Origin of the sequence: Streptomyces sp. NPDC048196 (assembly GCF_040652715.1) — a bacterium.
Taxonomy (GTDB): domain Bacteria; phylum Actinomycetota; class Actinomycetes; order Streptomycetales; family Streptomycetaceae; genus Streptomyces; species Streptomyces siderophoricus.
This window is the reverse complement of record NZ_JBEZMM010000041.1, coordinates 38700-55903: the sequence shown is the minus strand read 5'-3', so window position 1 is coordinate 55903 and position 17204 is coordinate 38700. Positions and strand designations below refer to the sequence as shown.

The 17204-nt window shown below is 73.2% G+C and carries 15 protein-coding genes; 2 read left to right on the top strand and 13 right to left on the bottom strand.

Annotated features, from left to right (window positions below):
• The first annotated feature begins 54 nt into the window (after positions 1–54).
• Complete coding sequence (locus AB0E02_RS29875; RefSeq protein ID WP_362144788.1) at positions 55–1023, top strand: ABC transporter ATP-binding protein; 969 nt, start codon at positions 55–57, stop codon at positions 1021–1023.
• Entirely contained in the window at positions 1020–2657 is a 1638-nt protein-coding gene (locus AB0E02_RS29870) for an ABC transporter permease (protein ID WP_362144785.1), read from the top strand. Before AB0E02_RS29875 ends, AB0E02_RS29870 begins: the two co-directional genes overlap by 4 nt.
• A 206-nt stretch (positions 2658–2863) precedes the next feature.
• Here AB0E02_RS29870 and AB0E02_RS29865 read toward each other — a convergent pair whose 3' ends face one another.
• The 13 genes from AB0E02_RS29865 to AB0E02_RS29805 form a co-directional block, all read right to left on the bottom strand.
• Positions 2864–3520, bottom strand: coding sequence for a response regulator transcription factor (locus AB0E02_RS29865; protein WP_030414463.1), 657 nt, complete (start codon positions 3518–3520; stop codon positions 2864–2866).
• Complete coding sequence (locus AB0E02_RS29860; RefSeq protein WP_362144781.1) at positions 3517–4878, bottom strand: histidine kinase; 1362 nt, start codon at positions 4876–4878, stop codon at positions 3517–3519. Before AB0E02_RS29860 ends, AB0E02_RS29865 begins: the two co-directional genes overlap by 4 nt.
• 100 nt (positions 4879–4978) lie before the next feature.
• On the bottom strand, positions 4979–5737 hold the full coding sequence (locus AB0E02_RS29855) for an alpha/beta hydrolase (RefSeq protein ID WP_362144779.1): 759 nt from the start codon (positions 5735–5737) through the stop codon (positions 4979–4981).
• Entirely contained in the window at positions 5734–6993 is a 1260-nt protein-coding gene (gene kynU / locus AB0E02_RS29850) for a kynureninase (RefSeq protein ID WP_362144776.1), read from the bottom strand. Before kynU ends, AB0E02_RS29855 begins: the two co-directional genes overlap by 4 nt.
• Positions 6986–7828, bottom strand: a complete 843-nt coding sequence (locus AB0E02_RS29845; protein WP_362144774.1) for a tryptophan 2,3-dioxygenase family protein — start codon at positions 7826–7828, stop codon at positions 6986–6988. Before AB0E02_RS29845 ends, kynU begins: the two co-directional genes overlap by 8 nt.
• Positions 7829–7991: 163 nt before the next feature.
• Complete coding sequence (locus AB0E02_RS29840; RefSeq protein WP_362144772.1) at positions 7992–8405, bottom strand: DUF3151 domain-containing protein; 414 nt, start codon at positions 8403–8405, stop codon at positions 7992–7994.
• Positions 8406–8657: 252 nt separating this feature from the next.
• Positions 8658–10217, bottom strand: a complete 1560-nt coding sequence (locus AB0E02_RS29835) for an MFS transporter (RefSeq protein ID WP_362144768.1) — start codon at positions 10215–10217, stop codon at positions 8658–8660.
• Positions 10218–10525: 308 nt separating this feature from the next.
• Positions 10526–11548 carry a class II fructose-bisphosphate aldolase gene (fbaA, locus tag AB0E02_RS29830; protein WP_362144766.1) on the bottom strand — a complete coding sequence of 341 codons (1023 nt, stop codon included), beginning with the start codon at positions 11546–11548 and terminating at the stop codon, positions 10526–10528.
• A gap of 217 nt (positions 11549–11765) precedes the next feature.
• Complete coding sequence (gene pyrE / locus AB0E02_RS29825) at positions 11766–12308, bottom strand: orotate phosphoribosyltransferase (protein WP_030414455.1); 543 nt, start codon at positions 12306–12308, stop codon at positions 11766–11768.
• Positions 12309–12318: 10 nt separating this feature from the next.
• Positions 12319–13167, bottom strand: a complete 849-nt coding sequence (locus tag AB0E02_RS29820; RefSeq protein WP_362144763.1) for an aldose 1-epimerase — start codon at positions 13165–13167, stop codon at positions 12319–12321.
• Between the two features lie 58 nt (positions 13168–13225).
• On the bottom strand, positions 13226–14071 hold the full coding sequence (locus AB0E02_RS29815; protein ID WP_362144760.1) for an SRPBCC domain-containing protein: 846 nt from the start codon (positions 14069–14071) through the stop codon (positions 13226–13228).
• 126 nt (positions 14072–14197) lie between these two features.
• The gene (locus AB0E02_RS29810; RefSeq protein ID WP_362144757.1) at positions 14198–15895 is read right to left on the bottom strand and encodes a polyamine aminopropyltransferase; all 1698 of its coding nucleotides are present in this window, start codon (positions 15893–15895) and stop codon (positions 14198–14200) included.
• A gap of 197 nt (positions 15896–16092) precedes the next feature.
• Positions 16093–16614 carry a DUF2617 family protein gene (locus AB0E02_RS29805; RefSeq protein WP_030414451.1) on the bottom strand — a complete coding sequence of 174 codons (522 nt, stop codon included), beginning with the start codon at positions 16612–16614 and terminating at the stop codon, positions 16093–16095.
• Between the last annotated feature and the right edge of the window lie 590 nt (positions 16615–17204).

Sequence of the window (17204 nt, the reverse complement as noted above, 5' to 3'; positions counted from 1 at the left end):
TTTATACGGTTTCTTAACTTCACAAATTTGTGAAACTAGCGTAGCTTCCGAAGTATGACCAAGCCAATCGCTCCCGCTCCCGCGATCCGGGTGGACGGTCTCCACAAGTCCTTCGGACGGACCCGCGCGCTGGACGGTCTCGACCTCACCGTCGAGGCCGGCGAGGTACACGGCTTCCTCGGGCCCAACGGCGCCGGGAAGTCCACCACCATCCGCGTACTGCTCGGCCTGCTGCGCGCCGACCGCGGCACCGCCCGGCTCCTGGACCGCGACCCCTGGCATGACGCCGTCGCCCTGCACCGCCGCATCGCCTATGTCCCCGGCGATGTCACCCTGTGGCGCAACCTCTCCGGCGGCGAGGTCATCGATCTCTACGGGCGGCTGCGCGGCGGGATGGACCGGGCGCGGCGGGACGAGTTGCTGGAACGGTTCGAGCTCGACCCGACCAAGAAGGGGCGCGCGTACTCCAAGGGCAACCGGCAGAAGGTCGCCCTGGTCGCCGCCTTCGCCTCCGACGTCGACCTGCTGATCCTCGACGAACCGACCTCCGGGCTCGACCCGTTGATGGAGGAGGTCTTCCAGGCCTGCGTCATCGAGGAGCGCGACCGCGGCCGTACGGTGCTGCTCTCCAGCCACGTACTGTCCGAGGTCGAAGCGCTCTGCGACCGGGTCAGCATCATCCGCAAGGGGCGGACGGTCGAGTCCGGCTCGCTCGGCGAGCTGCGGCACCTGACCCGTACGTCGATCGTCGCCGAACTGGCGGGCCCTCTGGGGGTCCCCCCAGCGGTAGCTGGGGGAGGTTTGGCCGCGCTCCCCGGTGTCCACGACCTGGACGTCCAGGGGCGCCGGGTCAGGCTGCAGGTCGACACCGACAAGCTCGACGCCGTGCTGCGGTCGCTGGGCACCTCCGGGGTGCGCAGCCTGACCAGCACCCCGCCCACCCTGGAAGAGCTGTTCCTGCGGCACTACCAGGACGACGTGCGCGGCGGGGCCGACCGCGACGAGACGGCGGTCGTCCGATGACCGCCGTGGCCGCCGCGGTGCCCACCGGCACCGCCCGCTCCCGCCAACTGGCCGGTACCGGTGCCCTGTTGCGGCTCGCGCTGCGCCGCGACCGGGTGCTGATCCCGGCCTGGGTGCTCGGCCTCGGCCTGGTCGTGGCGAGCCTGGGCTCGTCCTTTCAAGCGCTCTACGGCACCGCCGCCGAGCGCGCCGAACTGGCCGGCTCGATGACCGCCAACGGCTCGATGCGCGCGCTGTACGGCCCCGTCTTCAGCGACTCCCTCGGCGGCCTGATCGCCTGGCGGATGGCCGGGTTCGGGGCGGTGCTGGCCGCGGTGATGAGCCTGCTGATCGTCGTCCGGCACACCCGCGAGGAGGAGGAAACGGGCCGTCAGGAGCTGCTGTCCGCCGCGATGGTGGGCCGCCGGGCGCCGCTGACCGCGGCCCTGCTGGCCGCGCTGCTCGCCAACGCCGTGCTCGTCGTGCTGATCGCGGCGGGGCTCGCCCGGTCCGGACGGCCGGCCGCCGGTTCGCTGGCCCTCGGGCTCGCCATCGGCGGCACCGGCATGCTGTTCGCCGGGCTGGCCGCCGTCGCCGCGCAGCTCACCGAGAGCGCCCGGATGGCGAAGGGGCTGACCGGCGCGGTGCTCGGCCTCGCCTTCGCGCTGCGCGGCGCGGGCGATGCCGCCGACGCCACCGCCGGCTCCCCGCTCACCTGGGTCTCGCCGCTCGGCTGGGCGGAGAACCTGCGGGCGTACGCCGACGAGCGCTGGTGGGTGCTGCTGCTCTTCCTGGCGGGCACCGCGCTCACCGTCGCCGCCGCCTACGCGCTGACCGCCCGCCGCGACCTCGGCATGAGCTTCCTGCCCGCCCGGCCCGGTCCGGCCCGGGCCCCGCGCTCGCTGGCCGGCCCGTTCGGCCTGGCCTGGCGGCTGCAGCGGACGACGCTCGGCGGCTGGACGTTCGGCTATGTGTGCGCCGGTGCGGTCTTCGGCGGGATCGCGAAGGGCGCGTCCGACCTGGTCGGCGGCAACCAGCGGACCCGCGAGATCTTCGAGCGGATGGGCGGGCAGGCGCGGCTGACCGACGCCTTCCTGGCCACGATGGTCGGCATGCTCGGCATGGTCGCCGCGATCTACGCGGCCGGTGCGGTGCTCCGGCTGCGCGGCGAGGAGACCGCCGACCGGGCCGAACCGGTGCTGGCCGGCGCGGTGGGCCGGCTCCGCTGGGCCGCCGGCCATCTGACCGTCGCCTACGTCGGCACGGTCGTCGTCCTCGGCTTCGGCGGCTTGGCGCTCGGCGTCTCGTACGGCATCTCGGTCGGCGACACCGGCCGGGTGGGGCCGGTGCTGGGCGCCGCGCTCGCCCAGGTGCCGGCGGTCTGGACGCTCACCGGCCTGGCGGTGCTGGCCTTCGGGCTGCTGCCCCGGGCCACCACGGCCGTGTGGGCGGTGGTCGGTGGCTGCCTGGCGCTCGGCTGGATCGGACCCTCGCTGAACCTCCCCCAGTGGGCCATGGACCTCTCGCCCTACGGCCACCTGCCCAAGCTTCCGGGCACGGAGGCCACCGCCGCCCCGTTCGTCTGGCTGCTGGTGCTCTCCGCCGTCTTCCTCGCCGCCGGCCTGGCCGGGTTCCGTCGACGCGACATCGACTGATCTGGCCCGGCGGTTTCACGTGAAACTGCAACTCCCCGACGTACACCCAACTCGCCGATGTACGCGGCCGTTTCACGTGAAACCTGCACCCCCAGCCGGACGCCGCCGTTTCACGTGAAACCACCACCCCACAGACGTACGCCGCCGGAGCTGTAGCGGACTCCGGCGGCGTACTCGCGTCCACAGGCTGTGGACCAGGGCGGAAATCAGGCGCCGGGTGTCACCAACCGGGCCTCGTACGCGAAGACCGCCGCCTGCGTGCGGTCGCGCAGGCCGAGCTTCACCAGGATGCGGCTGACGTGCGTCTTCACCGTCGATTCGGCGACGACGAGATGGGCCGCGATCTCCCCGTTCGACAGGCCCTGGGCGACCAGCACCAGCACCTCGGTCTCGCGTTCCGTCAGATCGGCGATGCGCTCCTGGGCGGGGGCGCGGGGCGTCCCCAGTCGGGAGAACTCCGAGATCAGCCGCTTGGTGACGGTCGGGGCCAGCAGGGCCTCGCCGGAGGCGACGATCCGCACGCCCTCGGCGAGCTGGCCGGCCGAGGCGTCCTTCAGCAGGAAGCCGCTGGCCCCGGCGCGCAGCGCCTGGTACACGTACTCGTCCAGATCGAAGGTCGTCAGGACCAGGACCTTGGCGTCCGCGTCGGCGGCGACGATCTCGCGGGTCGCGTCCAGACCGTTCATCTCCGGCATGCGGATGTCCATCAGAACGACGTCGGGCTTGAGCTCCGCGACCTTCCGCACCGCCTGGCGTCCGTCCACGGCCTCCCCGACGACCTCGATGTCCGGCATGGCGTTGAGCAGAACGGAGAACCCCTCGCGGACCATCACCTGGTCGTCGACGATCAGCACCCGGATCATGCGGCACCCCCCTTCGCGGTGGCCTCGGAGGCGGCGACCGGAATGAACGCCGCGACCTCGAAGCCGCCGTCCTCGGTGTGGTCGGCGGTCATCTCACCACCCAGCATCTGTACCCGCTCGCGCATGCCCAGCACGCCGTGGCCCGCGCCCGGGGAGGGCTTGGCCAGTCGGCTCGGGGCGCCGTTGATGATCCGCAGGCCAAGCCCGCCGAGCACGTAGGAGATCTCCACCCGGGCGTCGGCGCCCGGCGCATGGCGCAGCGTGTTGCTCAGCGCCTCCTGCACGATCCGGTAGGCGGAGAGCTCCACACCCTGCGGCAGCGGACGCGGCGCACCGGTGATCACCGCCTCGACGGTCAGCCCGGCGCCGCGGACGCTGTCCAGCAGCGATTCGAGGCTGGCCAGCGTCGGCTGCGGGGCCTCCGGGTCGACCTCCCTGAACGCGTCCGGGTCCTCGGAGCGGACCACGCCCAGGATGCGGCGCAGTTCGGTCAGTGCGGCGACGGCGTTCTCCCGGATCGTGGCGAAGGACGTGGCGAGCTCGGGCGGGGTGTTCTCGACCCGGTACGGGGCCGCCTCGGCCTGGATGGCGATCACGGACATGTGGTGGGCCACCACGTCGTGCAGCTCACGGGCGATCGTGGCCCGCTCCTCCAGGAGAGTGCGCCGGGACCGTTCCTCGGCGGTCACGGTCTGCGTCTCGACGACCGTCCGGCGCTCCTCGCGCCAGGCGCGGACCGCGGCGGCGGCGATCAGCACCAGGCCGGAGAAGAACGCCACCGGCGCCACGTCGCCCGCACCGCTTCCGCTGAACACCGACAGCACGGCCGTCACACCGAAGGTGACCAGCCACATCTCCACCGCCAGCCGCGGCCGGGTGCGCAGCACCACCAGGGTCATCACAGCCAGGTGGGTGGGGAAGGCCTCCTGCCCGAACGGACTGCCGTACGGGGAGAAGGCCGACGTGGCGAACCACCCCACGACCACCGCGAACAGCGAGATCCAGTAGGCCCCCACCGGGCGGAAGAGCGTCAGCGCGGGCGGGGCGGCCACCAGCAGGCAGTAGCCCGCCATCAGCAGTCCCCGCAGCGGGCCGATGTCGTAGCTCATGGCGAAGGTCCCGAGGAAGACCAGCACCGCGAAGCCGACCACGATGAGGTGCGGCAGCCAGCGCGCCCAGTGCCGCAGCCGCTCCGGCAGCCAGGGGACCCACCGGGCCACCTTGGCGTCCTCCAGCGGCGGCATCGGGCGGAAGGCGAAGGCGTCCACGAACAGGTCCTGGCGCAGCCGGTGCAGCGCACCGTGAGCTATCCGGGCCTCTGAGCGCAGGGTGCCCTGCGACTGGGTCTTCTCGTTCACGCAGACAACGGTAAGCAGAGACGGACCGCCGGGCGTCCCCACCAAAGGGGATCTGCCGGGGTCCGTCTCAAGTACTACCTGGTCGGCGCGGTGCCGGGGATCACCGCGGGACGGGCTCCGGCAGCAGCCCGCACAGCGTGGCGCAGGCCGGGGTGCCCGGTGTCACCGGGGCGTAGTGCCCGACGCCCGGCAGCTCCCGCAGCTCGGCGCCGCCGGGGTTCGCCGCGGCGTACCGGCGGGAGAGCTCCAGGGGGACGTCCGGGTCGTCGGTGCCGTGCAGGAGCGTCACCGGGACGCCGGCCGGCGGATGGCGCACCGGGTCCGCGGCGGCCAGCCGCTCCACCAGACCGGGCGCCGATCCGAGCAGCTCCGCCACCGCCCCGTCGCTGAGGCCCAGCTCATGGGCGCGTGCCAGGTCGGCGACCGGCGAGACGGCCAGCACGTGGGCGACCGGGGTGCCGGGCCGGGCCGCGGCGAGCAGCGCGAGATGGCCGCCCGCCGAGTGCCCGACCAGCACCGGGCCGCCGGCGCCGGGAGCCTGCGCCGCCACGGCCTCGATGGCGGCCGCCACGTCCTCGAAGGTCCCCGGCGCACCGCCGCCCGCACCGACCCTGCGGTACTCGACGAGCGCGACCGGCCGCCCCTGCCCGGCCAGCAAGGAGGCCAGCGGCGACAGATGACACCGGTCGTAGGCCGCGCGCCAGAACCCGCCGTGCAGCAGCACCACGGGCGGACCGGCGGCGCCCCACGGGCCGTAGAGATCGACGATCTGGTCCGGGTGCGGCCCGTAGGCCAGCGTGCGGTCCGGCGCCACCGGGGCGAGCCCCAGCAGCGCCGACTCCTCGTCCGCCGCGCTCACCCGGCGGTCCCGGGCGCCACCGCGTCCGGCTGCGCGCCCAGCACCTCGCCGAGCACCCGCGCCGCCCGCTCCGCGTCCCCGAAGGAGGTGTAGAGCGGGGTGAAGCCGAAGCGCAGCACGTCCGGGTGGCGGAAGTCACCGACCACACCGCGGCGGATCAGCTCGTCCATCACCTCACCGGCACCCGTACATTGCAGCGCCACCTGGCTGCCGCGCTGCCGGTGGTCGGCCGGGGTGACCGATCGGACCCGGCCCGGCGGCACCTGGGCAGCCACGCACTCCAGGAAGAAGTCGGTCAGCGCCAGGCTCTTGGCCCGTACGTCGTCCATGGACACCCCGTCCCAGACCTCCAGCGCCGCCTCCAGCGCCAGCAGCGACAGGATGTCGGGGGTGCCGACCCGGCCGCGCACGATGCCGTCGCCGGGGGCGTAGCCGGGGTCCATCGCGAACGGGTCGGCGTGCGAGTTCCAGCCCGGCAGCGGCGACTCGAACCGCTCCTGGAGCCCCTCGCGGACATAGAGGTACGCGGGCGAACCCGGGCCGCCGTTCAGGTACTTGTACGTGCAGCCGACCGCGAGGTCCACGCCGTGGGCGTCGAGGCCGACCGGCAGCGCGCCCGCGCTGTGGCACAGGTCCCAGATGGCCAGCGCGCCCGCGGAGTGCAGCGCGGTGGTGATGGACGGCAGGTCGTTGAGCCGCCCGGTGCGGTAGTCGACGTGGTTGACCAGCGCGACCGCGGTGCGTTCGGTGACCTCGTCGGCGATCCGGGCCGGCTCCACCGGCCGCACCGCGAGCCCGGTCATCCGCGCCGCCGACCGGGCGATGTAGCCGTCGGTCGGAAAGGTCGTGGCGTCGACGAGGATCTCCGTACAGCCCCTCCCGGCCATCCGGACGCCGCCGACCACGGCCTTGAAGATGTTCACGCTGGTCGAGTCGCCGACCACCACCCGGCCCGGGCCGGCCCCGATCAGCGGCGCGATCTTGTCGCCGATCCGCTCGGGCGCGGTCCACCAGCCGGATTCGGTCCACGAACGGATCCGCAGCTCGCCCCACTCTCGGGCGATGACGTCGGCGATCCGGCCGGGCACCGTGCGGGGCAGCGCGCCGAGGGAATTGCCGTCCAGATAGACGGTGTCGTCGAGGACGAACCGCTCCCGGACCGCGGCCAGCGGATCGGCGGCGTCCAACTCCGTTGCACGTATGGCGAGTTCGCTCCCGGACGCGGGAGGCGTGGGGGTCTCGGGGGTCTCAGACATGGCTGCGCGCCGTCCACAGCTCGGGGAACACGTTCTTGCGGGCCCGCTTCTCCAGCCAGGCGACGCCCGCGGAACCACCGGTACCCATTTTCGCCCCCATCGCCCGCCGGGTCGCGACCAGATGGTCGTTGCGCCATCGCCAGACCAGCTCGGCCACCTCGGTCAGCGCCTCGCCCAGCCGGACCAGCTCGGACTCCTGGTCCCCCGCGTAGATCTCCGCCCAGGCGGCCTCCACGGCCGGGTCCGGCTCGTAGCGCTGGGCCGGGTCCCGCTCCGTGACGGCCGCCGGGAGCGGGTGGCCGCGGCGGGCCAGCAGCCGCAGCACCTCGTCCCACAGGCTCGGCTCGTGCAGCGCCTTCTCCAGCTCGGCGTGCGCGCGGGGGGCGCCGCGGTGCGGCACCAGCATCGACGCGGACTTCTCACCGAGCAGGAACTCCAGCCGCCGGTACATCGCCGACTGGAAACCGGAACCCTCGCCCAGCGCACTGCGGTAGGCGTTGAACTGGGCCGGGGTCAGCTTGGCCAGCGGCTTCCACGCGGCGTTCAGTGCCTCCAGCTCGTACGCGGAGCGCCGCAGCGCGTCGATGGCCGCCGGCAGGTCGTCACGGCGCAGCGCCTCGGCGGCGGTCTGCCACTCGTGGACGATGACGGTGAACCACAGCTCCATGACCTGGGTGGTGACCAGGAAGACCATCTCGCCGGGGTCGTCGGAGAGCGGGTGCTGGAGATGGGTGAGGACGTCCGCCTGGACGTAGTCCTCGTACGGGGTGGTACCTGCGAAGTCGAGGTTCGGGGTCTCAGGCTCCTGAGCCCCGCCGGTTACCTCGTGGGACATCGCTGTCTCCTCGAAACGTACTCCGGGTAGCGGTCCGCCCCTGCCGATTCCGGCACGGGGGCCCCGGTCCCCACCGGGCATCTTCCGCAATGGTCCCCGGCATGTGCAAGGCCCGCCTGGTCAGAGGGCCAGGCGGGCCAGCGGGCGCGGCGTCGCGGCGCGGTCAGCCCAGGGTCTGGGCGGCCGTCGGCGAGGAGTCCTTCAGGAACTGCGTGCAGCGCTCGTACTCCTCCTGCTCGCCGATCGCCCCGGCGGCCCGGGCGAGGGCGTGCAGCGCCCGCAGGAAGCCGCGGTTGGGCTCGTGCTCGAACGGCACCGGGCCGTGGCCCTTCCAGCCGGCCCGGCGCAGCGCGTCCAGACCGCGGTGGTAGCCGGTGCGGGCGTACGCGTACGACTCGACGACCCGGCCGCCCTCGAACGCGTCGTCCGCGAGCTGCGCCCAGGCGAGGGAGGACGTCGGGTACTTCGCGGCGACATCGGCCGGCGCGGTACCGGCCGCGAGCGCCTCGCGGGGCCCGGGGTCGTCGGGGAGGTGAGTGGGGGGCGGTCCCCCCAGCAGGTTTTCGTGAATGGGCATGCCCTTAGTCTCCCTCAACCCACGTACTCGGCTGCAGCGCCGTGGTCGTTGCTCGCCGTGGCGCTTTGCGGCGCCCCGCGCGTGGCTGTCTGCGGCGCCGCGGGGCGTCTCGCCGTTGCGCGCTCTGCGGCGCCCCGCGCGTGGCTGTCTGCGGCGCCGCGGGGCTTGGTCGCCGTTGCGCCTGCGGCGGGCTGGGTGGGTATCGGGTGCGGTGACGGGCCGGAGGGGCCGGTGTTTGGGACTGCTGTCGCTTTACCTCCCAAACACCGGTCCCTCCGGCCCGTCCCCTCCCGTTGGGGGAGAAGGGAAGGTGGGTGGGGGCCGGTGTGATTCGTCGCCGGGGTCCAAAGGTGGGGAGGCCACTCCGCAGTGGTAGGCGCATTCGGGGTGGCAGCGTTCCTTGGCGGGTGGGGTCGGAGGGCGGGGCGCCGGCCGCACCGTCAGCCAGGCGATCAGGGCGCCGGCCAGGAGGACGGCGGCGCACAGGGGCATGGCGCGGCGGAAGGTGGCGGCGAATTCGTCGGCCGAGCGGTACGCCTCGGGGCCCATGCCCGCCAGGAGGGGCAGGGCGGCCACCGCGACCAGGCCCGCGGCCCGGGCCGCCGCGTTGTTGATGCCGCTGGCCAGACCGGCCCGGTCCACGTCCACCGAGGCCAGCACGGTCGCGGTGAGCGGCGCCACCAGCGTCACCATTCCCATGCCCAGCACCACCAGCGCGGGCAGCACATCGGCCGGATAGGAGGCACCCGGGCCCACCCGGACCATCAGCAGCATCCCGGCGGCACACAGCACCGGCCCGACGGTGAGCGGCATCCGTGGCCCGATGCGCTGGCCGAGTTCACCGGAGCGGGCGGACAGCAGGAGCATCAGCACCGTGGTCGGCAGCAGCGCGACACCGGCCTGGAGGGCCGAGTAGCCCACGACGACCTGGAGCTGGAGGACGGCCAGGAAGAAGAAGCCGCTGAACGCCGCGTAGACGCACACCGTCACCACGTTGATCGCGGAGAACAGGCGGATGCGGAAGATCGAGGGCGGCAGCATCGGGTCCGCCCGGCGCCCCTCGACGCGGACGAAGGCCACCCCGAGCAGCACACCCGCCACCGCAGGGACGACCACCCCGGGCGAGACACCCCGGCCGGGCGCGGCGATCAGCGCGTACGTCACCCCGGCCAGCGCCAGCGCGCCCAGCACCGCGCCCGCCACGTCGAACCCGCGGCGCGCCTCCGCGTCCCGCTCCCGGGTCTCGGGGACGTGCCGCAGCGCCACCGGTACGCACACCAGCGCCAGCGGTACGTTCACGAAGAACACCCAGCGCCAGCCGGGCCCGTCCACCAGCCAGCCGCCCACGAACGGGCCGATCGCCGCGGCCACCCCGCCCAGCCCCGACCAGGCACCGACCGCCCGGGCCCGGTCGCCCGGCCGGAAGACCGCCTGGATCAGGGCGAGCGAACCGGGCGTGAGCAGCGCCCCGCCGACCCCCTGCAACGCCCGGGCCGCGATCAGCACCCCGGCCTGCGGCGCCAGCCCGCACAACAGCGAGGCCGTGGCGAACCAGACCACCCCGATGACGAAGACCCGCCGTCGCCCGTACCGGTCCCCCAGCGCCCCGCCCAGCAGGATCAGCGCGGAGAGGGTGAGCAAATAGGCGGTCACCGTCCACTGCAGCACCGCCAGATCCGCATGCAGGTCCTGCCCGATCCGCGGCAGCGCGACATTGACGACGGTGCTGTCCAGCATCGCCATCCCGGACCCCAGCACGGCGGTCAGCAAGACCCACCGCCCCTGCGAGGACCTCAGCCCCACATCACCCATAGCCCGAGCCTGCCCGCCAACCGGGCCCCTCGCACGACGAAGGGGCGGACGCCCGAAGACGCCCGCCCCCACACACCGTTTTCCACCCACCAACGGGAGGGGACGGACCGGAGGGGCCTTGTTCGTGGACGTAAAGCGACAGCAGTCCACGAACAAGGCCCCGGAGGTCCGTCACCGCACCCGACAATCACCCGCCCGCCGCAGGCGCCACGGCGAGACGCCCCGCGGCGCCGCAGACGGCTACGTGCGAGGCGCCGCAAAGCGCCACGGCGAGAAACCACCACGGCGGGACGGTCAAAAACGTACGGCTACTTAATCTTGGTGCCGGTGGAGCGAAGGTTCGCGCAAGCCTCCGTGACCCGCTTGGCCATGCCGGCCTCGGCCAGCTTGCCCCAGCTGCGCGGGTCGTAGGTCTTCTTGTTGCCGACCTCGCCGTCGACCTTCAGCACACCGTCGTAGTTGCGGAACATGTGGTCCGCGATCGGACGGGAGAACGCGTACTGCGTGTCCGTGTCGAGGTTCATCTTGACCACGCCGTTCTCCAGCGCGGTGGCGATCTCCTGCTCGGTGGAGCCGGAGCCGCCGTGGAAGACGAAGTCGAACGGGGCGGCCTTGCCGTACTTGGCGCCGACGCCCTCCTGGAGGTCCTTGAGGAGCTCGGGGCGGAGCACGACGTTGCCCGGCTTGTAGACGCCGTGGACGTTGCCGAAGGAGGCGGCGAGCAGGTAGCGGCCCTTCTCGCCCAGGCCCAGCGCCTCGGCGGTGCGCAGCGCGTCGTCGACCGTGGTGTAGAGCTCGTCGTTGATCTCGTGGGTGACGCCGTCCTCCTCGCCGCCGGTCGGGGTGATCTCGACCTCAAGAATGATCTTGGCGGCGGCGGCCTTGGCGAGCAGCTCCTGGCCGATGGCCAGGTTGTCGGCGAGGGTCTCGGCCGAGCCGTCCCACATGTGCGACTGGAACAGCGGGTTCTGGCCCTTGGCGACGCGCTCGGCGGAGATGTCGAGCAGCGGGCGGACATAGCCGTCGAGCTTGTCCTTGGGGCAGTGGTCGGTGTGCAGCGCGACGGTGATGCCGTACTTGTCGGCCACGACGTGCGCGAACTCGGCGAGCGCGACCGCGCCGGTCACCATGTCCTTGTTGTGCTGACCACCCAGGAACTCCGCACCACCGGTGGAGATCTGGATGATGCCGTCGCTCTCGGCCTCGGCGAACCCTCGCAGTGCGGCGTGCAGCGTCTGCGTCGACGTGACGTTGATGGCCGGGTAGGCGAACTTGCCTGCCTTCGCCCGGTCCAGCATCTCGTTGTAGACCTCGGGGGTTGCGATGGGCATCTGTCCGCTCCTTGTATGTGCGGGTGTGCGTTCTTGGCCCTGACCTGGGACGGCGACGTTGCCGAGCACATCTTCCCAGACTCCGTGGATTGCTCCACCTCCCCCATCCGGCCACCACGCGAAAGGGGTGGTCGGTTTCACGTGAAACCGTCCACCCCTCCGCGAATCCCCAGGTCAGCGCGGTACGTCCGCGTCAGCGCCGGGTGCCGGGCGATCCTCAGGCAAGGCCGAGGTCGGCGAGCTGGAAGCCCGTGATATAGGGCAGTCCGGCGTCGGCGATCGCGGACGCGGCGCCGCGGTCGACGATGGTGGCCACCGCGACGACCTCGGCGCCCGCCTCGCGGGCCGCCTCGACGGCGGTCAGCGGGGAGCCGCCGGTGGTGGAGGTGTCCTCGACGACCAGGACCCGGCGGCCGGTGATGTCCGGGCCCTCGATGCGGCGCTGCATGCCGTGCGCCTTCTGGGCCTTGCGGACGACGAAGGAGTCCAGCCGCCGGCCGCGGGCGGCGGAGGCGTGCAGCATCGAGGTCGCCACCGGGTCGGCGCCCAGCGTCAGCCCGCCTACCGCGTCGTAGTCCAGGTCGGCGGTGATGTCCAGCATCAGCTGCCCCACCAGCGGGGCGGCCTCGCCGTCCAGGGTGATCCGGCGCAGGTCGATGTAGTAGTCGGCCTCCTTGCCGGAGGAAAGCGTCACCTTGCCGTGCACCACGGCCTTGTCCTTGATCTGCTGCAGCAGCTCGCCGCGCACGTCGTCACTCATGGTCCCGAGCTTATGCGGTGTCCCCGGACAGGCTCCGCCAGCTCCAGGTCATCGAGATCTCCAGCGGGTCGATGGGGGTGACCAGGCGCGGCAGGGTGTTGAGACCGTTGGGCGGGCCGGTCTGCGGTTCGACGCAGACCGCGGCCTCCTGCTCGTCGTAGACCACCACCCACTCGGCGCGGCTGGTGACCTTCAGTTCCAGCCGGCCCGGCCAGGTGAGGGTGGCGGCCACCCCGCGCGGCACGCCGAAGCAGTCGTCCCAGGGGCCGGGCCGCGGGGTGATCCGGCGGCCGGTCGGGAGGTGGTCGGGGCCCCGCTCCTCCTGCCACTCGGGCAGGAAGTCGAGGTGTACGTCCGCCCCCTCGCCGAGGTTCCGCCGGAACCACGGGTGCCAGCCGGCCTGGGCCGGGAAGGAGTCGCCGGTCGCCTCGACGCCCATGGTGAGGGTCAGCGAGGTGCCGTCCGCGCCGAGCTGGACGAGCTGGGTGACCCGCCCCGGGTACGGCCAAGGCGCCGCCGGGTCGGTGAGGTCGTAGGTGAAGACCGCTTCCGTCGGGCCGGTGCGGGCGGTGTGCCAGCGGAGGTCGCGGCCGGTGCCGTGGATCGCGTGCGGCGGGGCGTTCAGCGGCATGCGGTGCAGCTCGCCGCCGTTGCGGAACTCGCCGTGCGCGAGCCGGCCGCACCACGGAACCATCGGGAAACAGCCGTACTTGTCGCCCTGCCGCAGCAGTTCCGTACCGCCGACCCGGAGGCTTTCGATCCGGCAGCCGTGGTCCGGCCGGACGGTCACTTCGGTGTCTCCGGCGGCCAGCCGTACCCCGTCCGGCGCGCCGCCCTGCGTGGTGGTGTCGGTACTCACGGGGCCCGACCCTAGCGGTGCGCCGGGCCGCGCCGGGGGAAGTCGCCGGGGGTCGCGGTCAGCGGCGGCGGCGCAGCACCCGGCCGACGACCACGGCGGACGCCAGCACCACCGCAGCGGCCGGCGCCGCCCAGCGCAGGGTCAGCGAGGTGGCGTTGGGCTCGGGGGCGGGCACCGGCGCGTACCGGCCGCGCGGCGGGGCGTGGTCGACCTCCTCGGCGCTGCGCCCGATCATCGTGCGGCGGGCGTGCGCGGCCTCGGCCGGGGCGACCTCGTCCAGGTCGTCGTCGTAGGCGAACCCGGGCTCCTCGGCGGCGTCGCCCGCGTCGGCCAGGTCGGCCTCCTCGATGGCGTCCTCGTCGCTGAGCGGGTCCAGGGCGGGCGGCGGCACCTCGGCGTCGAAGACGCCGGTCCGGGCGGGGCCTTCGGCCACCGGGCGCTGCCGCAGGTCGTCGGCGAGGTTCTCGGCGAACCGGTCCAGCAGCCGGCGCCCGGCGGCCTCGGCGGACCGGTCGGTGGCCTCGGCCAGCCGGCCGTCGCTGTGGACGGTGCCGGCGCAGGCCAGGGTGGTGCCGGGGCCGGGCTCGGTGGCCGGGGACAGCCGTACGGTCAGGGTGAGCGCGACCGCCCCGTCGCCCACGGATTCGGTGCCCTTCGCCTCGACGGTCAGTTCGGCGGTGCCGTCGTCGCCGGGGCCGCCGTCCGCCGGTTCGCCGACCGTGAGACTGCCGCGGTAGGTGATGGTGGAGCTTCCGACGCGCAGCCGCAGCCTGCCCTCGGGGCGGTGCGGGGCGGCATCGGCGTCGAGCTGGACTCCGGGGACACAGCGCGCCACCCGCTCCGGTTCGGTGAGCGCCTGCCGCACGGTCCGGACGGGAAACGGAACGTACACCTCATGCTCCATGACAACGGAGCCTACCCAGCGCCCCCGGAACCGTGCCCGCCCACGCACAACTTTCTGCACTCCGGCGCGGATCGAGGCCGCCGCGCGTACCCTGCCGCGGGTCGCGGAACGGCTCGGTCCGGGTGCTCAGTCCTGGTAGCGCGGACGCATCAGCGTGGAGGCCGGCAGGCCGGGGATGCGGTCGCGGAGGTCGCCGTGCCGGGCGGCCCGGAGCGCCTCGCGGGTCACCGGTGGCGGGGGTGCGTCGGGCGCCGGACCGAAGCGGGGGCGCTGCCGGGCGGCGAGCACGAAGCCCCAGTAGCCGAGGGTCGGTCCGGCGGTGAGCGGTTCGCCGGTCGGGCGCGGGGCGGGGTCGGGCGAGCGGTCCGGGCCGAAGAAGGACGCGGGACGGCCGGGCATGCGGTACGGGTCGGTGGCCAGCCCCACCGAGCGGACCGTCGCGTCCACCGTCCAGTACGCCCGGGCCCGGGCGACCGGCGGTCCGGCGTGCACCACCAGGCGTCCGCGGTCGGCCAGCAGCCGCGCGGCCAGACCGTAGAACTCCTGGGAGTACAGCTTGGTGCTGGCGGTGATGCCGGGGTCGGGGAGGTCGGAGACGATGACGTCGTACGGCGCCGTGCGGTGGCCGGGGGCGTGCCGGTCGCGCAGCCAGTCGAAGGCGTCGGCGGTGACGACGTGGACCCGGGGGTCGCCGAGCGAGTGTCCGTTCAGGCGGGTCAGGCCGGGGTCCGTACGGGCCAGCCGGAGGACGCCGGGGTCGAGCTCGACGACGGTCACCGAGCGGACCGCGCGGTAGCGGAGGATCTCGCGTACGGCGAGCCCGTCGCCGCCGCCGAGGACCAGGACCCGGGCGTGCGGCCCGGCGGCCATCGCCGGGTGCACCAGCGCTTCGTGGTAGCGGAATTCGGTGTCCGCGCTGACCCGCAGCCGGCCGTCGAGATAGAGCTCCAGCGGCCGGCCGGAACCTTTCCTCGCCCGTCCCGCACCGGTTCCCGTCCCGCCGGTCAGCACCACCTCCTGGACGCCGGTCTGCACCGCGACCCGGGCCGCCGAGCCGTACACCGCCCGGCGCGCGGCACCTTCGAAGGGCGCGGCCAGCAGCACGCCGGCGGCGAGCAGCGCCAGCACGAGGACGTTCACCACGAGCAGGGTCCAGCGGGCGCGGGCGGTCAGGTCGCGGCGGAACAGCCAGAGCACCAGGGCGCCGCCGGCCACGTCGTTGACGGTGCCGGTGACCAGCGCGCCGGTCAGTTGGCCGAGGCTGGGCAGCAGCAGGAAGGGAAAGGCCAGGCCGCCGACGAGCGCGCCGACGTAGTCCGCGGCGAACAGGTCGGCGACCGCCCCGCCGGCGTCCTGGCGCCGCACCCGCTGGATCAGGGTCATCAGCAGCGGCACCTCGGCGCCGATCAGGACGCCGATGACCAGGGAGAAGGCGACCAGCACGGAGCGGGACTGGGCGAACCAGGCGAAGCAGGCGTAGAGCGCCATCGCGGAGCTGCCGCCGACCAGGGCGAGACCGGCCTCGACCACGCCGAAGCCGACCGCCGCCCGGCACCGCAGCCGCTTGGCGAGCAGCGCGCCGACGCCCATCGCGAAGACCATGACGGACAGCACGACCGACGCCTGGGTGACCGAGTCGCCCACCAAGTACGTGGCCAGCGCGACGAGTTCGAGTTCGTAGACCAGTCCGCAGGCGGCGCAGACGAAGACCACGCAGAGCACGAGCAGCCGGCCGAGCCCGGCCGGGACGGGCAGCCGCGCCGATGCCATGGCCTCCGGCGGCTCCAGGGTGCCGGTGAGAGCGGACTCTGGCGGGTCGATCATGCGTGAACGCTACGTGACGATTCCGTGCCTCTTGGTCACCCACACGAGTGCACTCTGCGGGCTACACGCGTCAGTTGAGCGATGCCGGAGCGCAAGTCCGCGGCGGACGGCGAACGTTGCGCGCCCGCGTACGCAACACCGCGCGCGCCCCGCCGCCTCTCCCTCCGCCGGGCGTGCACCGCAGTTGGGAGGCGCCTCTAGACAGCCGCGACCGCTGCGCGTACGCCCACCCGGGTCCGGGTGGCCACCAAACGACCCTCCTGCGGATACGCGTGCCAGGTCCGCCAGCGCACCTGGTCCCGCTGGCACTGCGCCAGCAGCGCCGTGAAGGCGTGCGGCGAACCGGGGAACGTCCCGGCGAGCCCGTACGGATGCTCGGCGACCAGCGCGAGCAACTCCTGCGCGCGCCCGGCGAACGAACCGCGCGACAGGGTCTCCACATGCGCGGCGAACTCGTACTCCCAGTCCCCCAGGCGCTTGGCCACGCCGAGCGGCAGCGGGGTGCTGCTGCCCGGCATGCAGGCGACGGTCTCGGAGCACGTCCCGCGCTCCTCTTCGAGGATGACCTGGTGGGAGGCGCCGAGCAGCCTCAACTGGACCTGTACGTCGTGGTGTTGGAGGTCGAGCACGGCCAGGGCCGGCAGGGGTTCCCTGCCCAGCGCCCAGGCCAGATCGGATGCACGGGTATCGGTGTACGCCGTCTTCAAAGTGGTGAGCATGGGTCGGCTCCGCAAGCACGCAGTGGAATGGTGGGCCGGCCCGCCCGTGAAGGATCAGGAATGTACGTCTGCCTGCCGGCTCGTGCCCACGTGGGAATCGGAGAACGTGGGGGATTCTCTATGAAGAGGGAATCATGAATGCCGGGTCACCCACAGCAGTTTTACCCATCTCCTGGGGGTTTCCATCCCCTAGAGGGCCTAGCAGTTCATCTGTTCAACTACCTTGCGCCCAGCGGGCGTTGGTGCTCGTTTCCCGGCCCGCCGGGCGCATATGCGGAAGGGCATGGGCCACCCGCATGTGTACGGTTCAGGACCCTCCGCCGCAGCCCCCGCCACCGCCGCAGCCACCACCGCCGCCGCCGCACGAGTGCCCGCCGTGGTGCCCGCCGCCGTGGCCACCACCGTGGTGCCCGCCGTGGTGGCCGCCCGACCCCGAGTCGCCACCCGCCCACCAGCTGGCGCCGGCCGAGCTCCCGCCGCGTGTGCCGCCCCCGTTCCGCACGGCCAGGGCCACGACCCCGAGCACCACCGCACAGACCAGCCCGAAGAATACGAGCCCCATCATCTGCCTCACACTCCTTTCGCTCCCC